The organism is Serratia sp. CY31944 (assembly GCF_052169175.1).
GTDB classification, from domain to species: domain Bacteria; phylum Pseudomonadota; class Gammaproteobacteria; order Enterobacterales; family Enterobacteriaceae; genus Serratia; species Serratia sarumanii.
The window spans coordinates 1-25,411 of sequence record NZ_JBJNLG010000025.1 but is presented as its reverse complement, the minus strand read 5'-3'; the positions used below and the strand labels follow the sequence as shown (position 1 = coordinate 25,411).

The window sequence follows — 25,411 nt, the reverse complement described above, 5'->3', positions numbered from 1 at the left end:
TAAAAAATATTGCCGACGAGATGTTATTCCCACAGCACTAATTGCTACAGACAGACTATTTTTCGCGACGCGAATTATCAAATGAAAAATGCGGGAGATTTGTCAAAGTATGACAAGGAGCACATATCAGTGAGATTTTGTTACGCCGGTTATCATGGAAGGTGTCGAATAAAAAATTCAATTAAATCAGAATAAATTGAGATACAAGGTCAACCAGAGACGATTAATGGTTTCAGCCTGACTAAATCCGTCAGTCAGGCGATAAAAATTGAAAGCGCTCTCTAAATGAAATTAATTCGCATCACGAATATATAAGTAAACATTAAGACTAACAAGGCCCATATCAGAAAGCTTATGGGTTAATGCGCCGTGATTAATTAAACGCGCTCCGGTTAAAATCAGAGAGGAATAGATCGCAGGTGAAACCACAGGCAAAAAAAAGCGCGGCCTAAGCCGCGCTGATTCATTAATTTTCGAGGCTAATAAGATTAGCCCTCGATTTTCGCCCAGGTGTCGCGCAGGCCGACGGTGCGGTTAAACACCAGATGCTCGGCCGACGAATAGCGACTGTCGGCGCAGAAGTAACCTTCACGCTCGAACTGATAGGCTTTCTCCGGCTGTGCGGCCGCCAGGCTCGGCTCGACGAAGCCGTGCTTGATCACCAGCGATTCCGGGTTGATGGTGGAGAGGAAATCTTCCGCCGCGCCCGGGTTAGGCACGCTGAACAGGCGATCGTACAGGCGAATTTCCGCTGGCAGCGCGTGCGCCGCGGACACCCAGTGGATCACGCCCTTCACCTTGCGGCCGTCGGCAGGATCTTTGCTCAACGTTTCCGCATCGTAGCTGCAGAAGATGGTGACGATCTCGCCCGCCTCGTCCTTCTCGACGCGCTCGGCCTTGATCACGTACGCATTGCGCAGACGCACTTCCTTGCCCAGCACCAAGCGCTTGTACTGCTTGTTGGCTTCTTCGCGGAAGTCGGCACGATCGATATAGATCTCGCGGCTGAACGGCACGTCGCGGCTGCCCATTTCCGGCTTGTTCGGATGGTTAGGCATGGTGACCATTTCCACCGCATCGCCCATGTTCTCGATGACGATTTTCACCGGATCCAGCACCGCCATGGCGCGCGGGGCGTTCTCGTTCAGATCGTCGCGGATGCAGGATTCCAGCGCCACCATCTCGACGTTGTTGTCTTGCTTGGTCACGCCGATGCGCAGGCAGAACTCGCGAATCGAGGCGGCGGTATAACCACGGCGGCGCAGACCGGAGACGGTTGGCATCCGCGGGTCGTCCCAGCCTTCGACGATCTTCTCGGCCACCAGCTGGTGCAGCTTGCGCTTCGACATGATGGCGTATTCGAGGTTGAGGCGCGAAAACTCGTACTGACGCGGGTGGCAAGGAATGGTGATGTTATCCAACACCCAGTCATACAGACGGCGGTTATCCTGGAATTCCAGGGTACACAGCGAATGGGTGATCCCTTCCAGCGCATCGGAAATGCAGTGGGTGAAATCGTACATCGGGTAGATGCACCATTTATTGCCGGTCTGGTGGTGTTCGGCGAACTTGATGCGGTACAGCACCGGATCGCGCATCACGATAAACGGCGAAGCCATATCGATCTTGGCGCGCAGGCAGGCGGCGCCTTCGGCGAACTCGCCGTTGCGCATCTTCTCGAACAGCGCCAGGTTCTCTTCCACGCTGCGATCGCGGTACGGGCTGTCTTTGCCCGGCGCGGTCAGGGTGCCGCGATATTCACGGATCTGCTCCGGCGACAGCTCATCGACGTAGGCCAGCCCCTTGGTGATCAGCTCGACCGCATACTGGTGCAGCTGATCGAAATAGTCTGAGGAGTAACGAACGTTGCCGCTCCACTCAAAGCCCAGCCACTCCACGTCGTGCTTGATTGACTCCACGAACTCGATGTCTTCTTTCACCGGGTTGGTGTCATCGAAACGCAGGTTGCACTGGCCCTGATAGTCCTTGGCGATGCCGAAGTTCAGGCAGATGGACTTGGCGTGGCCGATATGCAGATAGCCGTTAGGCTCCGGCGGGAAGCGGGTATGTACCGACGTGTGTTTCCCCGACGCCAGATCTTCATCGACGATCTGACGGATAAAATTGGTTGGGCGGGCTTCAGCCTCACTCATTTCACTGTTCCTCAATGCAAAGCGCTACACATAACCGCCTATGATCCAACAAGCCACGTCTGGAAACAACCGTTTGTTGCACGAAAAATGCGGCGCATTGCCCCCTCGGCGCGCAGCGCACCGCCGTGGGGCGAAACGGGATAAAAAAAGCGGGAAGAGATCGCTCTCTTCCCGCCAAATCGGGGCAAACTCCGCCATGATGCGTGGCCGGCCCCCGGTACTACTCAGGTAAAAACGGCCTTACTTTTGGATCTCGTATAGCTTGGTCTGACCGGCGACCACCGAGCCGTTGGCCAGCGCCGCCAGGCCGGCGTAGTCGTCAGAGTTGCTGACCACCACCGGGCTTATCATCGAACGCGCGTTGGCGTTGAGATAATCCAGATCCAGTTCCAGAATCGGTTGACCGGCTTTCACTTCCGCGCCCTCTTCCACCAGGCGTTTGAAGCCCTGGCCTTCCAGCGCGACGGTGTCGATCCCCATGTGCACCACGATCTCGGCACCCTTGTCGGTTTCCAGGCAGAACGCGTGGTTGGTATTGAAGATTTTCACCACGGTGCCGTCCGCCGGCGCCACGACGATGTTGTCGGTCGGGCGAATCGCCAGGCCGTCGCCTACCGCCTTGCTGGCGAAAGCTTCGTCCGGCACCTGATCGAGCGCCACGACTTCACCGGTCACCGGCGCCACCAGCGTTTCAAACGCGGCTTTCGGCGCGTTCGGCACCGCCTGCGGTTTGGCTTCCGCGGCAGGGGCCGCCGCCGGGGCCGCCGCAGCCGCTACCGGGCCAGCTGCAATCACGTTGCGCATTGCGCTGGCGATAAGTTCAGCACGGGTGCCGACGATCACTTGCACGCTCTGCTTGTTCAGGCGGATAACGCCGGATGCGCCGAGGCGTTTCGCCAAGGCGTCGTTCACCAGCGCGGAGTCTTTCACGTTCAGACGCAGGCGGGTGATGCAGGCATCGATGCCGGTCAGGTTGTCGGAACCGCCGATCGCGCCGACGTAGCGACGGGCCAGCGTGGTGGTTTCGTTTTCGTCTTTACCGGCGTTGCTGTCGACGTTGACGTCATAACCGTCGGTTTCGTCACCCGCAACCGCCAGTTCGCGGCCCGGGGTCATCAGGCTGAATTTCTTGATGGTGAAGCGGAACACCACGTAGTAGATGACGAAGAACACCAAGCCCTGCGGGATCAGCATGTACCAGTGGGTCGCCAGCGGGTTGCGGGACGACAGCACCATATCCACCAGCCCGGCGCTGAAGCCGAAACCGGCGATCCAGTGCATGCTGGCGGCGATGAACACCGAGATACCGGTCAGCACGGCGTGGATCACGTACAGCACCGGCGCCACGAACATGAAGGAGAACTCCAGCGGTTCGGTGATGCCGGTAAAGAAGGCGGCGAACGCGGCCGCCAGCATGATGCCCGCCACTTTGGCTTTGTTTTCAGGACGCGCGCAGTGATAGATGGCCAGCGCTGCCCCCGGCAGACCGAACATCATGATCGGGAAGAAGCCCGCCTGATAACGGCCGGTGATGCCAACAACCGCTTTACCGGCTTCGATTGACTGCTGGCCGCCGAGGAAGTTAGGAATATCGTTGATGCCGGCCACGTCGAACCAGAATACCGAGTTCAGCGCGTGGTGCAGGCCGACCGGGATCAGCAGACGGTTGAAGAAGGCGTAAATGCCGGCGCCGACCGAACCCATTTTCTGAATGTGTTCACCGAAGTTCACCAGACCGTTGAAGATCACCGGCCAGATGTACATCAGAATGAAAGCGACCAGGATCATCAGGAAGGAAATGAGGATCGGCACCAGGCGGCGGCCGCTGAAGAACGACAGCGCCTTAGGCAGCTCGACGCCGCTGAAGCGGTTGTACACTTCGGCGGAGATGATACCCACCAGAATACCGACGAACTGGTTCTGGATCTTGCCGAACGCGGCAGGCACCTGATCGAGCGGGATCTTCTGAATCATCGACACGGCGGCCGGTGAACAGAGGGTGGTCAGCACCAGGAAGCCGACGAAGCCGGTTAACGCGGCGGCGCCGTCCTTGTCTTTGGACATGCCGTAGGCCACGCCGATAGCGAACAACACCGACATGTTGTCGATGATAGCGGAGCCGGATTTAATGAAGAAAGCGGCGAGCGCGTTGTCGCCGCCCCAACCAACAGGGTCAATCCAGTACCCGACGCCCATCAAGATGGCGGCGGCGGGCAGCGTGGCGACCGGCACCATCAGCGCCCGTCCCACCTTTTGCAAATAACTAAGAATGTTCACCTTTTCCCCCTATGTTGTCCGCGGACGGACCCTATTAGTAGTTTATTTGGAGCTCTCACTACCTTTTTAGAAACAACGCATGGCACGTATCACTCATGCCGAGTGTAAAAAATTTATTTTGTATCGCAAATTAAAACCTCCCTTTTTGTGATAAATATCACCAAAAAGTAGTCTTTCCCTCCCGGATTGCTGGCCATCACACAAAACTTATTTTATCATTCAAAAAATCAACCGAACGGACGATTCACGCGAGAATCATAAAGCTGGGTTACGCTTAGGACTCCCGCAGGCCCGTACAGTATAGCTTTAGTTTACTTATCCCAAGAGGTGTTAGATGAGACTTATCCCACTGAAAGATACCGCACAAGTCGGCAAATGGGCCGCGCGTCATATCGTTCAACGCATCAACGCATTCAAGCCAACCGCAGAGCGCCCGTTTGTCCTCGGCCTGCCTACCGGCGGCACGCCACTGGAAGCCTACAAACATCTGATTGCGATGCACAAAGCAGGTGAAGTAAGCTTTAAGCATGTTGTGACTTTCAACATGGACGAGTACGTTGGCCTGCCGCAGGAACACCCGGAAAGCTACCACACCTTCATGTACCGCAACTTCTTTGACCACGTTGATATCCCTCGTGAAAATATCAACCTGCTGAACGGCAACGCCGCGGATGTCGACGCCGAGTGCCGCCAGTACGAAGAGAAGATCAAGTCTTACGGCAAAATTAACCTGTTCATGGGCGGCGTGGGCATCGACGGCCATATCGCGTTCAACGAACCGGCTTCGTCCCTGGCTTCGCGCACCCGCATCAAAACGCTGACCGAAGACACCCGCATCGCTAACTCGCGCTTCTTCGGCGGCGACGTCAGCCTGGTGCCGAAATATGCGCTGACCGTCGGCGTGGGTACGCTGCTGGACGCGGAAGAAGTAATGATCCTGGTGACCGGCCACGCCAAGGCGCAGGCGCTGGAGGCCGCGGTGGAAGGCAACATCAACCACATGTGGACCATCAGCTGCCTGCAGTTGCACGCCAAAGCGGTGGTGGTGTGCGACGAACCGGCCACCATGGAACTGAAAGTCAAAACCGTCAAATATTTCCGCGAGTTAGAAGCGGAAAGCGTGAAAAGTCTTTAATCTTTGCAGGGGGCTACGATGTTCGCTTTAACCCACGGCCGAATCTATACCGGCCACGACGTACTTGATGACCATGCAGTCATTATCGCTGATGGGCTGATCGAGAGAGTCTGCCCGGCGGCTGAATTGCCCGCCGGCATCGAAACGCGCGACCTGGGTGGCGCCATCCTGGCCCCCGGGCTTATCGACGTGCAGCTGAACGGCTGCGGCGGCGTACAGTTCAACGATTCGCTGGAAGCGATTTCGGAAGAAACGCTGGAGATCATGCAGCGCGCCAACGAGAAATCCGGCTGCACCAGCTATCTGCCGACGCTGATCACCAGCAGCGACGAATTCATGAAGCACAGCGTCGAGGTGATGCGCGCCTATCTGAAAAAGCACCAAAACCAGGCGCTCGGCCTGCACCTGGAAGGGCCGTACCTCAGCCCGGTGAAAAAAGGCACCCATAACCCGGCGTTCATTCGCAAGCCAACGCAGGACATGATCGATTACCTGTGCGCCAACGCCGACGTGATCACCAAGGTGACGCTGGCGCCGGAGATGGTTGAGCCGCACGTTATCAAGCAGCTGACCGAGGCCGGCATCGTGGTCTCCGCCGGCCACTCGAACGCCACCTACGATCAGGCGCGCACCGGCTTCGCCGCCGGCATCAGCTTCGCCACCCACCTGTACAACGCCATGCCGTATATCACCGGCCGCGAACCGGGGCTGATGGGGGCGATCTTCGACACGCCGGAGGTCTATACCGGCATCATCGCCGACGGCCATCACGTGGCCTGGGCGAGTATCCGTAACGCCAAACGCCTGAAAGGTGATAAATTGGTATTGGTCACCGACGCGACCGCACCGGCAGGTGCAGATATTGACCAATTTATTTTCGCCGGTAAAACAATATACTATCGGGATGGGCTGTGCGTGGATGAGAACGGCACCCTGAGCGGTTCCGCGCTGACCATGATCGAAGCGGTGCAAAACAGCGTCGAACATATCGGCATCGCGCTAGACGAAGCGCTGCGCATGGCGACGCTGTACCCGGCGCGCGCCATCGGCGTCGAGCACCGTCTGGGCACCATCGAAGCCGGCAAGGTGGCTAACCTGACCGCCTTCACCCGTGATTTTAAAATCACCAAAACGCTCGTTAACGGTAACGAGGTTTAATTCAATGAACAGCGAGTAACATTATTGATGAGCACCGGCGGACAAGCACAAATAGGGAACGTTGACTTAGTCAAACAACTTAACGGCGCGGCAGTTTACCGCCTGATCGACCAGCAGGGCCCGATCTCGCGCATTCAAATTGCCGAACTCAGCCAGCTTGCCCCCGCCAGCGTCACCAAAATTACTCGCCAGCTGCTGGAGCGCGGGCTGATCAAAGAAGTCGATCAGCAAGCCTCCACCGGCGGCCGCCGCGCGATCTCCATCGTGTCGGAAACCCGTCATTTCCATACCGTCGCGGTGCGTCTCGGCCGCCACGACGCCACCATCACCCTGTATGACATGAGCGGCAAATCGCTCGGCGAAGAACACTATCCGCTGCCGGAACGCACCCAGGAAACGCTGGAGAATGCGCTGTTCGCCGCCATCGCCCAATTCATCGAAGCGAATCAGCGCCGCCTGCGCGAGCTGATCGCCATCGCGGTGATCTTGCCCGGCCTGGTGGATCCGGCGCTGGGCGTGGTGCGCTACATGCCGCACATCAGCGTCAGCAACTGGGCGCTGGTGGACAACCTGCAGCAGCGCTTCAACGTCACCAGCTTCGTCGGCCACGACATCCGCAGCCTGGCGCTGGCGGAGCACTACTTCGGTGCCACCCGCGACTGCGAAGACTCGATTCTGGTGCGCCTGCACCGCGGCACCGGCGCCGGCATCATCGTCAACGGGCAGATTTTTCTCGGCAACAACGGCAACGTCGGCGAGATCGGCCATATCCAGATCGATCCGCTCGGCGAACGCTGCCACTGCGGCAACTTCGGCTGCCTGGAAACGGTGGCCGCCAACGCGGCGATCGAACAGCGCGTGCGCCAGCTGCTGAGCCAGGGCTACCCGAGCAAACTGACGCTGGAAGACTGCGGCATCAACGCCATCTGCAAGGCCGCCAACCGCGGCGATCTGCTGGCCAGCGAAGTGATCGAACACGTCGGCCGCTATCTGGGCAAGGCGGTAGCCATCGCCATCAACCTGTTCAATCCGCAGAAGGTGGTGATCGCCGGTGAGATCACCGAAGCGGACAAAGTGCTACTGCCGGCGATCCAGAGCTGCATCAATACCCAGGTGCTGAAGGACTTCCGCAAGAATCTGCCGGTGGTGACCTCCGAACTCAATCATCGCTCGGCGATCGGCGCTTTCGCCCTGGCCAAACGCGCGATGCTCAACGGCGTGCTCTTGCAGCGATTGCTGGAAAGCTGATCCGCCGCTTCTGGCAGGTGTGTTATCGTCACCCCTTGCCTGCCGTAATCATGAGAAACAGCGACAAATGAAAATCAAAAACGTTATATGCGATATCGACGGCGTGCTGCTGCATGACAATACGCCGGTGCCCGGCGCCGATCTGTTCCTGGCGCGCATCCAGGAACAAGGCATGCCGCTGGTGGTGCTGACCAACTACCCGTCACAGACCGCGCAGGATCTGGCGAACCGCTTCGCCGCCGCCGGGCTGGAAGTGCCGGAGAGCGCGTTCTATACCTCGGCGATGGCCACCGCCGATTTCCTGCGCCGCCAGGAAGGCAAAAAAGCCTACGTGGTCGGCGAAGGCGCGCTGATCCATGAGCTGTACAAAGCCGGTTTCACCATCACCGACATCAACCCGGATTTCGTGATCGTCGGGGAAACCCGCTCTTACAACTGGGACATGATGCACAAGGCCGCCTACTTCGTCAGTAACGGCGCGCGCTTTATCGCCACCAACCCGGATAGCCACGGCCACGGCTTCTCGCCGGCCTGCGGCGCGCTGTGCGCCCCCATCGAGAAGATCACCGGCCGCAAGCCGTTTTACGTCGGCAAGCCCAGCCCGTGGATCATTCGCGCCGCATTGAACAAAATGCAGGCGCACTCGGAAGAGACGGTGATCGTCGGCGACAACCTGCGCACCGACATTCTGGCGGGCTTCCAGGCCGGCCTGGAAACCGTGCTGGTGCTGTCCGGCGTCTCCACGCTGAGCGACATCGAAACCATGCCTTTCCGCCCGAGCTACGTCTACCCTTCCGTTGCCGATATCACTATTTTCTGATGCATTTATGGCGGCTGCCCGGCCGCCATTATTTCCCTCTTCCTGGCCGCAGTTTGAATTTAATTCGTTCATGGCCGCAAAAGGTTTCAGCCTGCCCGCGCTAAAAACCCTCATTATAACCTTACGCCCCGCCAATAGCTGATATTGCCGGCAGGCGAAAATCCCTTACCCTAATTAATGAGGCTACCATGAGCACAAATAACATTATTAATGCCGCCGATGACGCAGCCATTATGCCGACTATCGCCAATAAAAAAATCCTGATGGGTTTCTGGCACAACTGGGCCGCCGGCGCCAGTGACGGTTATCAACAAGGCCAGTTCGCCAATATGAACCTGACCGACATTCCCGCCGAATATAACGTGGTGGCCGTCGCCTTTATGAAAGGCCAGGGAATCCCGACCTTCAAGCCTTACAACCTGTCCGACGCCGAGTTCCGCCGCCAGGTGGGCGTGCTGAACAGCCAGGGCCGCGCGGTGCTGATCTCCCTCGGCGGCGCAGACGCGCACATCGAACTGAAAACCGGCGACGAAGACCGGCTGAAAGACGAGATTATTCGCCTGGTGGAAGTCTACGGCTTCGACGGCCTGGATATCGATCTGGAACAGGCGGCGATCGGCGCCGCCAATAATAAAACCGTCTTGCCTGCGGCGCTGAAAAAAGTAAAAGACCATTACGCCGCGCAGGGGAAAAACTTTATTATCAGCATGGCGCCGGAATTCCCATATTTACGCACCAACGGCACCTACCTGGATTATATCAACGCCCTCGAAGGCTATTATGACTTTATCGCGCCGCAATATTATAACCAGGGTGGCGACGGTATTTGGGTGGACGAGCTCAACGCCTGGATCACGCAAAATAACGACGCCATGAAAGAGGACTTCCTCTACTACCTGACGGAAAGCCTGGTCACCGGCACCCGCGGCTATGCAAAGATCCCTGCAGCAAAATTCGTCATCGGTCTGCCGAGCAACAACGATGCCGCCGCCACCGGCTACGTGATCGACAAACAGGCGGTGTATAACGCCTTCTCGCGTCTCGACGCCAAAAACCTGTCGATCAAGGGCCTGATGACCTGGTCAATCAACTGGGACAACGGCAAGAGCAAAGCCGGCGTGGCCTACAGCTGGGAGTTCAAAACCCGCTACGCGCCGCTGATTCAGGGCGGAGTCACCCCGCCGCCGGGAAAGCCTAATGCGCCGACGGCGCTGACGGTCTCCGAGTTGGGCGCCACCTCGCTGAAGCTGAGCTGGGCCGCCGCCACCGGTGCCTTACCGATCGCCAGTTACACCGTTTACCGCAACGGCAACCCGATCGGCCAGACTGCCGGCCTGTCGTTGGCCGACAGCGGCCTGGCTCCGGCCACCCAGTACAGCTACTTCGTTACCGCAACCGACAGCCAGGGCAATACCTCGCTGCCGAGCAGCGCGCTGGCGGTCAAAACCGCCAACGACGGCACGCCGCCCGATCCGAGCGCGCCCGAGTGGCAGAACAACCACAGCTACCAAGCCGGCGACGTGGTGAGTTATAAAGGCAAGAAATACACCTGTATTCAGGCGCACACCTCCAACGCCGGCTGGACGCCGGACGCCGCCTTCACCCTGTGGCAGCTCATCGCCTAATCGCTAATCGATTGCCGGTCAAACCGGCCGGCAATCCCGTCATTACGCTAAAAATTGCATAATCGCTAATTTTCCCCGCCGATAACTGAAAATCCGTCAAAAACCGCGCCCACGCAAACAACTATTTCTCAGCGTATGGCTAAAACGCTTGCATCTCATGCAGCTTTAGGCGCATTTTCATAACCACAGCGCAGCAAAACCGCGTTATCGCTGATGAATCGGCAATGCTGCCCATAACAGTAAAAACAACATCACAGTCATAAAAGCCCGTTAGGAGAGTTGTATGTGTTCTATTTTCGGTGTGCTCGATCTGAAGTCCGATCCCGTTGAACTGCGTAAGAAAGCGCTGGAGCTGTCGCGCCTGATGCGCCACCGCGGCCCGGATTGGTCCGGCGTTTACGCCAGCGACAAAGCCATTTTGGCCCACGAACGCCTGTCGATCGTCGACGTCAACAACGGCGCTCAACCGCTGTACAACGCTGCGCACACCCACGTTTTGGCGGTCAACGGCGAAATTTACAACCACCAGGCGCTGCGCCAACAGCTGAGCGACCGCTACGCGTTCCAGACCGGTTCCGACTGTGAAGTGATTCTGGCGCTGTATCAGGAGAAAGGCCCGGACTTCCTTGACGATCTGCAAGGCATGTTCGCCTTCGCCCTGTACGACACCGAAAAAGACGCCTACCTGATCGGCCGCGATCATCTGGGCATCATCCCGCTGTACATGGGCCACGACGAGCACGGCAACCTGTACGTCGCCTCGGAAATGAAAGCGCTGGTGCCGGTGTGCCGCACCATCAAGGAATTTCCGGCCGGCAGCTACCTGTGGAGCCAGGACGGTGAGATCCGCGAATACTATCGCCGCGACTGGTTCGATTACGACAGCGTCAAAGACAACGTGACCGACGCCACTGCCCTGCGCACCGCGCTGGAAGAATCGGTGAAAAGCCACCTGATGTCCGACGTGCCTTACGGCGTGCTGCTGTCGGGCGGGCTGGATTCCTCGGTCATCTCGGCGATCACCAAGAAGTACGCCGCGCGCCGCGTGGAAGATCAGGAACGCAGCGAGGCCTGGTGGCCACAGCTGCACTCCTTCGCCGTCGGCCTGGAAGGCTCGCCGGATCTGCGCGCCGCGCAGGAGGTGGCCAACCATCTGGGCACCGTGCACCATGAAATCCACTTCACCGTGCAGGAAGGCCTGGACGCCATCCGCGACGTGATTTACCACATCGAAACCTACGACGTCACCACCATCCGCGCCTCGACGCCGATGTACCTGATGTCGCGTAAAATCAAGGCGATGGGCATCAAGATGGTGCTCTCCGGTGAAGGCGCGGACGAAGTGTTCGGCGGCTACCTCTACTTCCATAAGGCGCCGGACGCCCGCGAATTCCACGAAGAGACCGTGCGCAAGCTGCTGGCGCTGCATATGTTCGACTGCGCGCGCGCCAACAAGGCGATGTCCGCCTGGGGCGTTGAGGCCCGCGTACCGTTCCTGGACAAGAAATTCCTCGACGTGGCGATGCGCATCAACCCGAAAGATAAAATGTGCGGCAACGGCAAAATGGAAAAACACATCGTCCGCGAATGTTTCGAGTCCTATTTGCCGGCCAGCGTGGCCTGGCGCCAGAAAGAGCAGTTCTCCGACGGCGTCGGCTACAGCTGGATCGACACGCTAAAAGAGGTCGCTGCGCAGCAAATCAGCGATCAACAGCTCGAAACTGCGCGTTTCCGCTTCCCGTACAACACGCCGACTTCGAAAGAAGGCTACCTGTACCGCGAAATCTTCGAGGAGCTGTTCCCGCTGCCGAGCGCCGCCGAATGCGTGCCGGGCGGCCCGTCTGTCGCCTGCTCGTCCGCCAAGGCCATCGAATGGGACGAATCGTTCAAGAAGATGGACGATCCTTCCGGCCGCGCCGTCGGCGTACACCAGGCCGCCTATAAATAATCGCGCGGCGCTTTCCCTCGGGGCGGGCCTTTTGGCCCGCCTTTTTGTTGCCTTTTCCCCCCGCCAACTGCCTGAATTGCCGATTTTATCGCCATAATGTTCACAACCCAGACAAACGGCGCTTCCGAGCACTTTTTCGGGAAAAAACTTGTTGACGCAAATCGGTCATATACGCATAATGCGCCCCGCAACGCCGATGAAGGCAAAGCAAAAAAAGAGGGCTACGTAGCTCAGCTGGTTAGAGCACATCACTCATAATGATGGGGTCACAGGTTCGAATCCCGTCGTAGCCACCATCTCTTTTTTGCATTTGCGGGAGTGGCGAAATTGGTAGACGCACCAGATTTAGGTTCTGGCGCCGCAAGGTGTGCGAGTTCAAGTCTCGCCTCCCGCACCATTTCTCTTCATCGTCGGCGCAGTATGTTGATGGGGTATCGCCAAGCGGTAAGGCACCGGTTTTTGATACCGGCATTCCCTGGTTCGAATCCAGGTACCCCAGCCATATTCTTTCGGGAATGGGGTTTCAACATAAGATTTGTTTGCAGGTGGGGTATCGCCAAGCGGTAAGGCACCGGTTTTTGATACCGGCATTCCCTGGTTCGAATCCAGGTACCCCAGCCATAACAAACTGCTTGCAAATCAAAGAAGTAAAAAGCACCATCGGCTACGTAGCTCAGCTGGTTAGAGCACATCACTCATAATGATGGGGTCACAGGTTCAAATCCCGTCGTAGCCACCATAATTGGGGTGTCGCCAAGCGGTAAGGCTCTGGTTTCTGATACCAGCATACCCAGGTTCGAATCCTGGCACCCCAGCCATATTTAGAAAAGCCCGCTTCGGCGGGCTTTTTGCTTTTCGGCGCTCGGCCAATCCTAACGAGCCCAGCCGCAGCCGAGCCCTGTCGGTTACAATCCCAACGCGTATTTCAACGCATGCTCTTTCAGCTTGCCCGCCCGCTGCGCGGCCATCAGCGCCAGATTGCGCGCCACGTTCAGCGGCACCAGGTTATTGCTGAAAGCGGTATAGAACAGATCCATGCCGCTCTGCATCAGCAGATTGTCGGTACGGCGGCGGCGCTGATAGCGCAGCAGTACCGCCTCGCTGCTCCAGTCCTCTCCCTGCTCCCGCGCATCGCTTAATACGTTCAGCAAGGCATCCACGTCGCGATACCCCAGATTGACGCCCTGCCCGGCCAGCGGGTTGATGGTATGCGCCGCATCGCCCAACAGCGCCAGCCCCGGCAACACGTAGCGCTGCGCATGACGCCGCGTCAGCGGGAACGAACCGGCGGCGTGCACCTTGACCGGGCCCAGGCGCGCCGGGAAAGCGGCGGCGATCTCGCGCTCCAGTTGCGCCGGCGGCATCGCCTGCAGCTGGCGAATGCGCTGCGGGCTGTCATACCACACCAGCGACGCCCAGCTGTCGTACAGCGGCAGGAAGGCACGCGGCCCGGATGGGAAGAAGCGCTGCCAGGTCACATCCTGCTGCGGCGCGCCGGTATCGACGGTGATCAACATGCACGCCTGACGATACTGCCAGCCGTTGGTGCCGATCGCCGCCAGCTTGCGCACCTGCGAGTTGGCGCCGTCGGCGCCGACAACCAAACGCGTCTGCAGCGTCTCACCGCCGTCCAGCGTCAGCTGCCAGGCATTGTCCGCCCGCTGCAGCGATTGCAGCCTGGCGGGGCACAGCAGCGTCAAATTGGCGCACTGCGCGAACTGCTGCCACAGCGCCAGCTGCAGAATGCGGTTTTCCACCATAAAGCCCAGCTCCGGCAGCCCCAGGGACACCGCGTCGAACGCCACGCGCGACGACGCCCATTCCCAGGTTTCCAGCCGGCGATACGGCGCCGTGCGCATCGCCGTCACGGCCTGCCAGGCGCCGAGCTGTTTCAGCAGCCCCACCGAGGTACAGCCGATAGCGGAAATGCGCAGATCCGGCGGGCTTTGCGCCTCGAACGCCTGCGGCGCCTGATGTTCCAGCAACGCCACCGACCAGCCCGCCTGCGCCAGCCCCAGGGCCGCCGCCGCGCCGACCATGCCGCCGCCGACCACCACCGCGTCATACCGATTTTGAGATGTCTTCATATTGGCTATGTTTTCTGTGTGAATGCTCGCCATCCCACCCGGTATGGCGTTTTGCGCAGTGTACCGGATTTTCGCTCCGGCTTCAGGTTGCGTGCCATTTTCCCCCGCGCTGGTCACAACGGCGGCAAATGATTACAATACGCGCCCTGCATGTCGCGTAACGCAACTTTCGCTCCGCACTGAGTAATGGCAAGTCAATGACGAAAAAACTACATATCAAAACCTGGGGCTGCCAGATGAATGAGTACGATTCATCGAAAATGGCCGACCTGTTGAACAGCACGCACGGCTTCGAGTGGACCGAAAACGCCGAAGAGGCGGACGTGCTGCTGCTGAACACCTGCTCGATCCGTGAAAAGGCGCAGGAGAAAGTTTTCGCCATGCTGGGGCGCTGGCGCTTGCTGAAAGAAAAGAACCCGTCGGTGATCATCGGCGTCGGCGGTTGCGTGGCCTCGCAAGAAGGTGAACTGATCCGCAGCCGCGCGCCCTGCGTTGACGTGGTATTCGGCCCGCAGACCCTGCACCGCCTGCCGGAAATGATCAATCACGTTCAGGGCACCCGCAGCCCGGTGGTCGACATCAGCTTCCCGGAGATCGAAAAATTCGACCGTCTGCCGGAACCGCGCGCCGAAGGCCCGACCGCATTCGTGTCGATCATGGAAGGCTGCAACAAATACTGTACCTTCTGCGTGGTGCCTTACACCCGCGGCGAGGAAGTGAGCCGCCCGAGCGACGACGTGCTGTTCGAAATCGCCCAACTGGCGGCGCAGGGCGTGCGCGAGGTCAACCTGCTCGGCCAAAACGTCAATGCTTACCGCGGCGCCACGCATGACGGCGAGATCTGTTCGTTCGCCGAACTGCTGCGCCTGGTGGCGGCCATCGACGGCATCGATCGCATTCGCTTCACCACCAGCCACCCTATCGAGTTCACCGATGACATCATCGCGGTGTACGAAGACACGCCGGAGCTGGTCAGCTTCCTGCATCTGCCGGTGCAGAGCGGTTCGGATCGCATCCTGACCATGATGAAACGCGCGCACACCGCGCTGGAGTACAAGGCGATTATCCGCAAGCTGCGCAAGGCGCGGCCGGCCATCCAGCTCAGCTCCGATTTCATCGTCGGTTTCCCGGGCGAAAGCCAGGCCGACTTCGAACAGACCATGAACCTGATCGCCGACGTCAATTTCGACGTCAGCTTCAGCTTCATCTATTCGTCGCGCCCGGGCACCCCGGCGGCGGACATGGTCGACGACGTCAGCGAAGAAGAGAAAAAACAGCGGCTGTATATTCTGCAGGACCGCATCAACCAGCAGGCGCTGCAGTTCAGCCGCCGCATGCTCGGCACCGTCCAGCGCATTCTGGTGGAGGGCACCTCGCGCAAAAGCGTGATGGAGCTGGCCGGGCGCACGGAGTGCAACCGTGTGGTAAACTTCGAGGGCACCCCCGACATGATCGGCCAGTTCGTCGACGTGGAAATTACCGAGGTGCTGACCAACACCCTGCGTGGCGCAGTGGTGCGCACCGAACAGCAGATGGATCTGCGCGTACATGAATCCCCGCAGTCGGTGATCGCCCGTACCCGCAAAGAAAACGCGCTGGGCGTCGGCATTTACCAGCCCTGACGCCGCGGCGGCCGCCTTATCGCCGCCCATTCGCGCTACTCCTTACCGTTTCTCCGCCGGGCGTCCGCGCCCGGTGATTTGCTTTTTTATTTTTTTATTGTTGAAGAGGCGACATAACATGCAACTCCCACACTGCCCGAAGTGCAACTCCGAATACACCTACCAGGACAATGCCCTGTTCATCTGCCCTGAGTGCGCCCACGAGTGGAGCGACAGCGCCCCGGCGGAAGATCAGGACGCGCTGATCGTCAAAGACGCCAACGGCAACCTGCTGGCGGACGGCGACGCGGTCACCGTGATCAAAGACCTGAAGGTCAAAGGCAGCTCCTCGATGCTCAAGATCGGCACCAAGGTGAAAAACATTCGCCTGGTCGAAGGCGATCACAACATCGACTGCAAAATCGATGGCTTCGGCCCGATGAAGCTGAAATCCGAGTTCGTGAAAAAGAACTGATTCCCAGCGGCCTTGTTCTGTGATGACGCGGCGGGCTTTGCGCCCCGCCGCGTTTTTTCCTTATCTTCCCTTGAATTTCGCCGACGGCGCACAGATAGATCAGCGGTAAACTTGCGCCGTTGCGGCGCACCATGAATAATTCAAGAAAGAGAGTATTCAGGCTCGCCCTGAACGCGCGCGTCCCGGACGCGCTATGTGACATCAACCAGGCCCGATGTGACCTAGAGGAATAGTTTGAACGTCGCAACACAAGAAATTTTGTTAGAGCCCGCAGACAACAAGCGTTTGCTCAGCCTGTGCGGCCCGTTTGATGACAACATCAAACAACTCGAGCGCCGATTGGGCATCGAAATCAATCGCCGCGACAACCGTTTCAAGCTGGTCGGCAAAAACCTGTGCGTGGCCGCCGCCGCCGATATCCTGCGCCATCTGTACGTGGATACCGCGCCGATTCGCGGCGTGATCCCGGATATCGATCCGGAGCAAATCCACCTGGCCATCAAAGAGAGCCGGGTGCTGGAACAGGTAGCCGACAGCGTGCCGGATTACGGCAAGGCGGTCACCATCAAAACCAAGCGCGGCATGGTGAAACCGCGCACGCCCAACCAGGCGCAGTACATCGCCAACATTCTCGATCACGACATCACCTTCGGCATCGGCCCGGCGGGCACCGGCAAGACCTACCTGGCGGTCGCCGCCGCGGTAGATGCGCTGGAGCGCCAGGAAATTCGCCGCATTCTGTTGACCCGCCCCGCGGTCGAAGCCGGCGAAAAGCTGGGCTTCCTGCCGGGCGATCTGAGCCAGAAGGTCGATCCCTATCTGCGCCCGCTGTACGACGCTCTGTTCGAAATGCTGGGCTTCGAGCGCGTGGAGAAGCTCATCGAGCGCAACGTGATCGAAGTCGCGCCGCTGGCCTATATGCGCGGCCGCACGCTGAACGACGCCTTTATCATTCTGGATGAGAGCCAGAACACCACCATCGAACAGATGAAGATGTTCCTGACGCGCATCGGCTTCAACTCGAAGGCGGTCATCACCGGCGACGTCACCCAGATCGACCTGCCGCGCAACCAGAAATCCGGCCTGCGCCACGCGGTGGAAGTGCTGTCGGACGTGGAAGAACTGAGCTTCAACTTCTTCCACAGCGAAGACGTGGTGCGCCACCCGGTGGTGGCCCGCGTGGTCATCGCCTATGAGGCCTGGGAAGCGGCTGAACAGAAACGCAAAGACGCGATTGCCGAACAACGTAAGCGCGAGGCGCTCGCCGCCTCCGAGCAGGAGACACCATGAGCCAGGTGATTTTGGATCTGCAGATTGCCTGTGAAAGCGGCGACGGCCTGCCGGATGAGGCCACCTTCCAGCGCTGGCTGGAAGGCGTGCTGCCGCAATTTCAGGAAGAGGCCGAGGTGACCGTGCGTCTGGTTGACGAAGCGGAAAGCCACGAGCTGAACCTGACCTACCGCGGCAAAGACAAGCCGACCAACGTGCTCTCTTTCCCGTTCGAGGCCCCGCCGGGCATCGAGCTGCCGCTGCTCGGCGATCTGATCATCTGCCGCCAGGTGGTTGAACAGGAAGCGATTGAGCAAGGCAAGGCGCTGGAGGCCCACTGGGCGCATATGGTTGTCCACGGCAGTCTTCATCTGCTAGGGTATGACCACATCGAAGACGATGAAGCCGAAGAAATGGAGTCTTTGGAAACCGAAATCATGCACGGACTGGGCTATCCTGATCCGTACCTGGCGGAAAAAGACCCCGTCTGACGTCAGCCGTTTACCCTACAGCCCCCTGCGGGGCTGTCGCTGACGCCCCTTAACTCTGACATGAGTGACAGTAACGAAAACGCCATGAGCGACGACCATTCACAAAGCAATGACAGCCCCAGTCCCAAGAAGGGGTTCTTTACTCTTATCCTTAACCAGCTGTTCCACGGCGAGCCCAAAAACCGTGGCGATCTGGTCGAGCTGATCCGTGATTCCGAACAAAACGACCTGATCGATCCCGATACCCGCGACATGCTGGAAGGCGTGATGGATATCGCCGAGCAGCGCGTGCGCGACATCATGATCCCCCGCTCCCAGATGGTGACGCTCAAGCGCAACCAGACGCTGGAAGAGTGCCTGGACGTGATTATCGACTCCGCCCACTCGCGCTTCCCGGTGATCAGCGAAGACAAAGATCACATCGAAGGTATCCTGATGGCTAAGGATCTGCTGCCGTTCATGCGCGCAGACTCCGAGCCGTTCAGCATCGACAAGGTGCTGCGCACCGCGGTGGTGGTGCCGGAAAGCAAGCGCGTCGACCGGATGCTGAAAGAGTTCCGCTCCCAGCGCTATCACATGGCGATTGTCATTGACGAATTCGGCGGCGTGTCCGGCCTGGTCACCATCGAAGACATTCTGGAACTGATCGTCGGCGAGATCGAAGACGAATACGACGACGAAGACGATCTGGATATCCGCCAGCTCAGCCGCCACATGTACACCGTGCGCGCGCTGGCCCCAATCGAAGACTTCAACGAAGCCTTCGGCACCCATTTCAGCGACGACGAGGTCGATACCATCGGCGGTCTGGTGATGCAGGCCTTCGGCCACCTGCCGGCGCGTGGGGAAACCATTGAAATCGAAGGTTACCTATTTAAAGTTGCCATGGCCGACAGTCGACGTATTATCCAGGTTCATGTAAAAATTCCGGACGATTCTCCACCACCGAAACTGGAAGATTAAATCCAACATGGCTAAAGCCTCATTACTTGAACGCCAGCGGGTTCGCGCCCTGCTGGCGCTGTTGTCAGGTGCCGGCGGGACGCTGGCGTTCTCACCCTACGACTTCTGGCCCGCGGCCATCGTCTCCCTGTTCGGCCTGCTGGCCGTCACCCTCAATCGCACCGCCAAACAGTCCGCCCTGCTCGGCTTTGTCTGGGGCTTCGGGCTGTTCGGCAGCGGCATCAACTGGGTGTATGTCAGCATCGCCGATTTCGGCGGCATGCCTTTCGCCGTCAACGTCTTCCTGGTGGTGCTGCTCGCCGCTTACCTGTCGCTGTATACCGGGCTGTTCGCCGGGCTGTTGACGCGCCTGTGCCCGGCCACCCGCTGGTGGCGGCTGGCCATCGCCGCGCCGGCGCTGTGGCAGGTGACCGAATTCCTGCGCGGCTGGGTGTTGACCGGCTTCCCCTGGCTGCAGTTCGGCTACAGCCAGATCAACGGCCCGCTGAAGGGCATCGCGCCGCTGCTGGGCGTCGACGCCATCACCTTTGTGCTGATGGCCATCGCCGGTCTGCTGGTGTACGCCGTCAATCAGCGCCGCCTGTCGGCTGCGGTCATCGCCGCCGCACTGCTGCTGTTACCGTGGCCGCTGCGCCAGCTGCAGTGGTTTACCCCGCAGCCGGAGAAAGCGGTGAACGTCGCCATGGTGCAAGGCAACATCGCCCAGTCGATGAAATGGGATCCGAAAGCGCTGGTCAGCACGCTGCAAACCTATCTGGATGAAACCCGTCCGTACGTGGGCAAGGCGCCGATCGTCATCTGGCCGGAGTCCGCCATCCCGGATTATGAAGCCAACCAGAACGGCTTCCTGACCATGATGGACGACCTGATGCGGGCGAAGAACAGCAGCCTGATCACCGGCATCGTCGACGTGCGCGCCACGCCACAGGGCCAGCAGATCTACAACAGCGCCATCGTGCTCGGCGAACCGACGCCGTACAGCTACCCGGACAAGAATCGCTACAACAAGCACCACCTGGTGCCGTTCGGCGAATTCGTGCCGCTGGAGACGCTGCTGCGGCCGCTGGCGCCGTTCTTCGATCTGCCGATGTCTTCCTTCAGCCGCGGCGACTATGTGCAGCCGCAGCTCAGCGTGCGCGGGTACAACCTGACGGCGGCCATCTGCTACGAAATCGTGCTGGGCCAGCAGGTGCGCGATAACTTCCGCCCGGACACCAACTTCCTGCTGACCATCTCCAACGATGCCTGGTTCGGCCACTCCATCGGCCCGTGGCAACACTTCCAGATGGCGCGCATGCGGGCGCTGGAGCTCGGCCGGCCGCTGCTGCGCAGCACCAATAACGGCGTCACCGCCGCGGTGGACGCGAACGGCGAGGTGATCGCCGAGATCCCGCAGTTCACCCGTCAGGTGCTCGAAGTGAAGGTCACGCCGACCACCGGCGTCACGCCTTATGCGCGCTTCGGCGCCACGCCGCTGTGGGTGATTACCCTGCTGCTGGGCGGCTGGGCGCTGATGTTGGGCCTGCGCCGCAAATAATCCTCTCCGTCGGGGCGCGCCCGCCGCGCCCCACTTTCCCGTCAATATCCCCACTTCAGTCAGAAAATGCCGTTAAATCAACGCGGCTGGCACACTCCTTGCTTTTATCTATGGCGACCTCGCGCGCCGGTTTACTTTTGCTGACGCTTTGTCGCACCTGCGCACATTTTGGGTGCGTCGAGCGCACCGCACGAGTGCGTCAGCGTTTTGTTGCATTGATTTGGTGCGCGCGGCGTCTCAAAAAATGAAACATTTTAGTTTCAAGATATTCACAATCGGTTATTTTTTAACGGCTATCCGTTCTAAGACTATCTTTATAACTTGAGCAATAAATAGTCGGTTTAACCTGACGCTCTTTAGTCAGAGCCACCACAACAGCAAAGGAGTTGGACCATGCAAATGCGTAAATTGGCGTTATCGTTACTGCTGCTCGGTATGGCAGGTAGCGTGGCGCATGCGGAAGACCTGACCGGTACGCTGAAGAAAATCAAAGACAATGGCGTGATCGTTGTCGGCCACCGCGAATCGTCAGTGCCGTTCTCCTACTACGACAACCAACAAAAAGTTGTGGGCTACTCTCAGGACTACTCCAACCAAATCGTTGAAGCCGTTAAGAAAAAGCTGAATGCACCGAATCTGCAGGTGAAAATGCTGCCGATTACCTCGCAGAACCGCATCCCGCTGTTGCAAAACGGCACCTATGATTTCGAGTGCGGCTCCACCACCAATAACCTCGAGCGCCAGAAACAGGCCGCCTTCTCCGACACCATTTTCGTGGTCGGCACCCGCTTGCTGGTGAAAAAAGGCTCCGACATCAAAGACTTTAAAGACCTGGCCGGTAAACCGGTGGTGGTCACCTCCGGCACCACCTCCGAAGTGCTGCTGAACAAGCTGAACGACAGCGGCAAGATGAACATGCGCATCATCAGCGCCAAAGATCACGGCGATTCCTTCCGCACTCTGGAAAGCGGCCGCGCCGTGGCCTTCATGATGGATGACGCCCTGCTGGCGGGCGAGCGCGCCAAGGCCAAGAAACCGGATCAGTGGGAAATCATCGGCACGCCGCAGTCGAAAGAGGCCTACGGCTGCATGCTGCGTAAAGACGACCCTGAGTTCAAAAAACTGGTCGATGACACCATCGCCCAGGCGCAAACTTCCGGTGAGGCGGCCAAGTGGTTTGACAAATGGTTCAAACAGCCTATCCCACCAAAACAGCTCAACATGAACTTCGAACTGTCGGACGACATGAAGCAACTGTTCAAAGAGCCTAACGACAAAGCGTTGAACTAAATAGAACAAAAGCCGGGGTGGCCGCCAGGCCAAACCGGCCCAGTTGATGACTGGGACAGACAGGAATGAGGGGGGCCGTTCCCCTCCCTCATTTTCCCCAAGGCGCGCCACCGACATCCGTACACAACAAGCCAGCCAGACTGGCCGCGCGGCGATCGGCGCTCATCAAGTCATCAATCTTCGGCGCCCTGCGCCCGTTTATCGGAGTTTGTTATGTCAATAGATTGGAACTGGGGTATCTTCCTGCAGCAGGCCCCGTTTGGGAACACCACTTACCTCGGCTGGATCTGGTCCGGCTTTCAGGTCACGGTGGCCCTCTCCGTCTGTGCATGGATTATCGCTTTCTTCGTCGGTTCGCTGTTCGGTATCTTGCGTACCGTGCCCAACCGCTTTCTTTCCACTCTCGGCACCTGTTACGTCGAGCTGTTCCGCAACGTGCCGCTGATCGTGCAATTCTTTACCTGGTATCTGGTGATCCCCGAGCTGCTGCCGGTCAATATCGGCACCTGGTTCAAGACCGAGCTGGATCCCAACGTGCAGTTCTTCGTCTCTTCCATGCTTTGTCTGGGGCTGTTTACCGCCGCCCGCGTTTGCGAGCAGGTGCGCGCCGCCATTCAATCCCTGCCGCGCGGCCAGAAAGCCGCCGGGCTGGCGATGGGCCTGACGCTGCCGCAAACCTACCGCTACGTGCTGTTGCCGAACGCCTACCGGGTGATCGTGCCGCCGATGACCTCGGAGATGCTCAACCTGGTCAAAAACTCCGCCATCGCCTCCACCATCGGGCTGGTGGACATGGCCGCGCAGGCCGGCAAGCTGTTGGATTACTCCGCACACGCCTATGAATCCTTTACCGCCATCACGCTGGCTTATATCGGCATCAACGCCGTTATCATGCTGTTTATGCGTCTGGTCGAAAAGAAAGTGCAGTTGCCTGGCAACCTGGGGAGTAAATAATGTACGAATTTGACTGGGCGTCGATCGTCCCAAGCTTCCCTTATCTGCTGCAGGGCATGGTGATCACGCTGAAGATCACCGTGACCGCCGTCGTGGTCGGCATCCTGTGGGGCACCGTGCTGGCGGTGATGCGCCTGTCGCCGTTCAAACCGATCAGCTGGTTCGCCACCCTGTACGTCAACCTGTTCCGTTCGGTGCCGCTGGTGATGGTGCTGCTGTGGTTCTATCTGGTGGTTCCAAGCTTATTACAACAGGTTCTAGGGCTGTCGCCGAAAACCGATATTCGCCTGATCTCGGCTATGGTAGCCTTTTCCCTGTTTGAAGCGGCTTATTATTCGGAAATCATCCGCGCCGGCATTATCAGCATCTCGCGCGGCCAATCTTCCGCCGCGCTGGCGCTGGGCATGACCCACTGGCAATCCATGCGGCTGGTGATCCTGCCGCAGGCGTTCCGCGCCATGGTGCCGCTGCTGCTGACCCAGGGCATCGTGCTGTTCCAGGATACCTCGCTGGTTTACGTACTGAGCCTGGCCGACTTCTTCCGCACCGCGTCGACCATCGGCGAACGCGACGGCACCCAGGTTGAAATGATCCTGTTCGCCGGCTTTGTCTATTTTGTTATCAGCCTCGCCGCCTCGGCGCTGGTAAGCTATTTGAAGAAAAGGACTGTTTGATGATATCCCTGAAAAATGTTTCCAAGTGGTACGGTCACTTTCAAGTGTTGACCGATTGCACCACCGAAGTGAAAAAAGGCGAAGTGGTCGTCGTCTGCGGTCCTTCAGGTTCCGGCAAGTCAACCCTGATCAAAACCGTCAACGGCCTGGAGCCGATCCAGCAGGGAAGCATCCTGGTGAACGGCACGCCGGTTAACGACAAGAAAACCAACCTGGCGCAGCTGCGCGCCAAGGTCGGCATGGTGTTCCAACACTTTGAACTGTTCCCGCACCTGTCCATCATCGACAACCTGACGCTGGCGCAGGTAAAAGTGCTCAAGCGCGATAAGACCGCCTCGCGCGAGAAGGGCCTGAAGCTGCTGGAGCGCGTCGGCCTCACCGCCCATGCCAACAAATTCCCCGGTCAGTTGTCCGGCGGCCAGCAGCAGCGCGTCGCCATCGCCCGCGCGCTGTGCATGGATCCGATCGCCATGCTGTTCGATGAGCCGACCTCGGCGCTCGATCCGGAAATGATCAACGAAGTGCTGGACGTGATGGTCGAACTGGCGAACGAAGGCATGACCATGATGGTGGTGACCCACGAAATGGGCTTCGCCCGCAAGGTGGCGAATCGCGTGATCTTTATGGACGAAGGCAAAATCGTCGAAGACCGCAACAAAGACGATTTCTTCAACAACCCTGAATCCGATCGCGCCAAGGACTTCCTGGCCAAGATCCTGCACTGATCGCGCAGTCTCCTAAACCCAAGCGCCCCAAGGGGCGCTAGTTTTTCGGCGCCCATGCGCCTGAATGCCCCTCATTGCCGCCTCAACAAAGTTAGGATTTATCTTAAACCCCCCGTCGCGATGACCGTAAACAACGCGCGATCCTGCAGGCTGTCCTACCTTTGATGATTAACTCACCCACCAGAGAGGCTGGCATGATTCAACTGGTACAAGCGGAGTACAACATCAAATCCGGTTATCCGATTGTTCGACGCACGTTGGAAGACAAGAAGAAACTGATTGAAAAACCGGGTTTCGGGCCGGAGTCCTGTTGCGCCACCATCGAATACCAGCTGCGCGGCAGCACTCGCTATGCCTTTGGCAATAGCCAGATGAAAATGGAGATGCCGCCGGATATCTACACCCATAACTGGGTCAAGCTTCATGCCGAAATGGCCGCGCTGGTTGCGGCGATAAGGCGCATCGAACGCTTTGACGCCGATAAGGAGCAGGTGCCGATCACCAACGTGTATATCGAGCTGCGCCCCTGCGAGGCCAACTGCATGCAGGCACTGCAAAATATCTTGCCCGACGGCACTACCGTCTATTACTCCTTCTTGCACCCAACCGAGGTGGAAGAATGGAAACGCAGCGCTCATGAACTCTGCGGTGTCTGAACGCCTTATCCCGTCGCGCTAACGCCCGGCACTAAAAGCGCTTGTTTCTCCCCGGTTTTGATCCGATGCTCGCTGGATAACAAACAGAGGAGAAAGAACATGCCCCGCCCTATTATCATCGATTGCGATCCCGGCCTCGACGACGCCATCGCGCTGGCCATGGCGCTGCGTTCGCCGGAGCTGGACGTCAAAGCCATCACCACCTCCGCCGGCAACCAGACGCCGGAGAAAACCCTGCATAACGCGCTGGGCCTGTTGACCCTGATGCGGCGCGAGGACATACCGGTCGCCGCCTGCGCCGGCGGCCCGCTGATGCGCGAGCTGG

The 25,411-nt window shown here is 58.8% G+C and carries 21 protein-coding genes and 6 tRNA genes; 24 read left to right on the top strand and 3 right to left on the bottom strand.

Annotated elements, in window-relative coordinates:
* Nucleotides 1-488: 488 nt before the first annotated feature.
* Entirely contained in the window at nt 489-2,153 is a 1,665-nt protein-coding gene (gene glnS / locus ACJ8IN_RS21835) for a glutamine--tRNA ligase (protein ID WP_060421789.1), read from the bottom strand.
* Between the two features lie 240 nt (nt 2,154-2,393).
* Entirely contained in the window at nt 2,394-4,430 is a 2,037-nt protein-coding gene (gene nagE / locus ACJ8IN_RS21830; protein ID WP_308325520.1) for an N-acetylglucosamine-specific PTS transporter subunit IIBC, read from the bottom strand.
* Between the two features lie 334 nt (nt 4,431-4,764).
* Here nagE and nagB point away from each other — a divergent pair, with 334 nt between their 5' ends.
* The 12 genes from nagB to ACJ8IN_RS21770 all read left to right on the top strand — a co-directional run bounded on the left by nagB (nt 4,765) and on the right by ACJ8IN_RS21770 (nt 13,182).
* Nucleotides 4,765-5,565 (top strand): glucosamine-6-phosphate deaminase, encoded by an 801-nt coding sequence (gene nagB, locus ACJ8IN_RS21825; RefSeq protein WP_004939952.1) that lies wholly within the window; start codon nt 4,765-4,767, stop codon nt 5,563-5,565.
* Between the two features lie 18 nt (nt 5,566-5,583).
* The gene (gene nagA, locus ACJ8IN_RS21820) at nt 5,584-6,723 is read left to right on the top strand and encodes an N-acetylglucosamine-6-phosphate deacetylase (RefSeq protein ID WP_033647188.1); all 1,140 of its coding nucleotides are present in this window, start codon (nt 5,584-5,586) and stop codon (nt 6,721-6,723) included.
* A 27-nt stretch (nt 6,724-6,750) separates the two neighbouring features.
* Nucleotides 6,751-7,971 carry a DNA-binding transcriptional regulator NagC gene (gene nagC, locus ACJ8IN_RS21815; protein WP_033637448.1) on the top strand — a complete coding sequence of 407 codons (1,221 nt, stop codon included), beginning with the start codon at nt 6,751-6,753 and terminating at the stop codon, nt 7,969-7,971.
* A gap of 67 nt (nt 7,972-8,038) precedes the next feature.
* On the top strand, nt 8,039-8,791 hold the full coding sequence (locus ACJ8IN_RS21810) for an HAD-IIA family hydrolase (protein WP_004939957.1): 753 nt from the start codon (nt 8,039-8,041) through the stop codon (nt 8,789-8,791).
* Between the two features lie 188 nt (nt 8,792-8,979).
* Nucleotides 8,980-10,416: a carbohydrate-binding protein gene (locus ACJ8IN_RS21805; RefSeq protein ID WP_047568895.1), complete on the top strand. Its 1,437-nt coding sequence runs from the start codon at nt 8,980-8,982 to the stop codon at nt 10,414-10,416.
* Between the two features lie 283 nt (nt 10,417-10,699).
* Complete coding sequence (asnB, locus tag ACJ8IN_RS21800) at nt 10,700-12,364, top strand: asparagine synthase B (protein ID WP_033637446.1); 1,665 nt, start codon at nt 10,700-10,702, stop codon at nt 12,362-12,364.
* A 219-nt stretch (nt 12,365-12,583) separates the two neighbouring features.
* Nucleotides 12,584-12,660, top strand: a tRNA-Met gene (locus ACJ8IN_RS21795).
* A 16-nt stretch (nt 12,661-12,676) separates the two neighbouring features.
* A tRNA-Leu gene (locus tag ACJ8IN_RS21790) sits at nt 12,677-12,761 on the top strand.
* A 30-nt stretch (nt 12,762-12,791) separates the two neighbouring features.
* Nucleotides 12,792-12,866, top strand: a tRNA-Gln gene (locus tag ACJ8IN_RS21785).
* Between the two features lie 44 nt (nt 12,867-12,910).
* Nucleotides 12,911-12,985: transfer RNA gene (locus ACJ8IN_RS21780), tRNA-Gln, on the top strand.
* 41 nt (nt 12,986-13,026) lie between these two features.
* Nucleotides 13,027-13,103: transfer RNA gene (locus tag ACJ8IN_RS21775), tRNA-Met, on the top strand.
* Nucleotides 13,104-13,107: 4 nt separating this feature from the next.
* Nucleotides 13,108-13,182 (top strand) — tRNA-Gln (locus tag ACJ8IN_RS21770).
* A gap of 87 nt (nt 13,183-13,269) precedes the next feature.
* On the opposite strand, the gene ubiF is transcribed toward ACJ8IN_RS21770, so the two are convergent.
* Nucleotides 13,270-14,451: a 3-demethoxyubiquinol 3-hydroxylase gene (ubiF, locus tag ACJ8IN_RS21765; protein ID WP_308325519.1), complete on the bottom strand. Its 1,182-nt coding sequence runs from the start codon at nt 14,449-14,451 to the stop codon at nt 13,270-13,272.
* Between the two features lie 197 nt (nt 14,452-14,648).
* Between ubiF and miaB the strand changes: the two genes are divergently transcribed.
* The 12 genes from miaB to ACJ8IN_RS21705 all read left to right on the top strand — a co-directional run.
* On the top strand, nt 14,649-16,073 hold the full coding sequence (gene miaB, locus ACJ8IN_RS21760; RefSeq protein WP_038877474.1) for a tRNA (N6-isopentenyl adenosine(37)-C2)-methylthiotransferase MiaB: 1,425 nt from the start codon (nt 14,649-14,651) through the stop codon (nt 16,071-16,073).
* Between the two features lie 118 nt (nt 16,074-16,191).
* Entirely contained in the window at nt 16,192-16,527 is a 336-nt protein-coding gene (locus tag ACJ8IN_RS21755; RefSeq protein WP_004939967.1) for a zinc ribbon domain-containing protein YjdM, read from the top strand.
* Nucleotides 16,528-16,761: 234 nt separating this feature from the next.
* Nucleotides 16,762-17,817 (top strand): PhoH family protein, encoded by a 1,056-nt coding sequence (locus ACJ8IN_RS21750; RefSeq protein ID WP_033637443.1) that lies wholly within the window; start codon nt 16,762-16,764, stop codon nt 17,815-17,817.
* Nucleotides 17,814-18,287 (top strand): rRNA maturation RNase YbeY, encoded by a 474-nt coding sequence (gene ybeY / locus ACJ8IN_RS21745; RefSeq protein WP_033637441.1) that lies wholly within the window; start codon nt 17,814-17,816, stop codon nt 18,285-18,287. Before ACJ8IN_RS21750 ends, ybeY begins: the two co-directional genes overlap by 4 nt.
* 84 nt (nt 18,288-18,371) lie before the next feature.
* Nucleotides 18,372-19,250: a CNNM family magnesium/cobalt transport protein CorC gene (corC, locus tag ACJ8IN_RS21740; protein ID WP_004939973.1), complete on the top strand. Its 879-nt coding sequence runs from the start codon at nt 18,372-18,374 to the stop codon at nt 19,248-19,250.
* 7 nt (nt 19,251-19,257) lie between these two features.
* Entirely contained in the window at nt 19,258-20,787 is a 1,530-nt protein-coding gene (lnt, locus tag ACJ8IN_RS21735) for an apolipoprotein N-acyltransferase (protein ID WP_033647194.1), read from the top strand.
* Between the two features lie 393 nt (nt 20,788-21,180).
* A complete protein-coding gene (locus ACJ8IN_RS21730) occupies nt 21,181-22,077 on the top strand; it encodes an amino acid ABC transporter substrate-binding protein (RefSeq protein WP_033637439.1) in 897 nt (298 codons plus the stop codon).
* A 213-nt stretch (nt 22,078-22,290) separates the two neighbouring features.
* The gene (locus ACJ8IN_RS21725) at nt 22,291-23,031 is read left to right on the top strand and encodes an amino acid ABC transporter permease (protein WP_033647195.1); all 741 of its coding nucleotides are present in this window, start codon (nt 22,291-22,293) and stop codon (nt 23,029-23,031) included.
* A complete protein-coding gene (gene gltK, locus ACJ8IN_RS21720) occupies nt 23,031-23,705 on the top strand; it encodes a glutamate/aspartate ABC transporter permease GltK (RefSeq protein ID WP_033637438.1) in 675 nt (224 codons plus the stop codon). The genes ACJ8IN_RS21725 and gltK overlap by 1 nt, the downstream gene beginning before the upstream one ends.
* Entirely contained in the window at nt 23,705-24,430 is a 726-nt protein-coding gene (locus ACJ8IN_RS21715) for an amino acid ABC transporter ATP-binding protein (protein ID WP_033637437.1), read from the top strand. The genes gltK and ACJ8IN_RS21715 overlap by 1 nt, the downstream gene beginning before the upstream one ends.
* Nucleotides 24,431-24,624: 194 nt before the next feature.
* Nucleotides 24,625-25,086, top strand: a complete 462-nt coding sequence (locus tag ACJ8IN_RS21710; protein ID WP_038877460.1) for a hypothetical protein — start codon at nt 24,625-24,627, stop codon at nt 25,084-25,086.
* Between the two features lie 99 nt (nt 25,087-25,185).
* The coding region (locus tag ACJ8IN_RS21705) for a nucleoside hydrolase (protein WP_442519523.1) at nt 25,186-25,411 on the top strand (226 nt) is incomplete at its 3' end.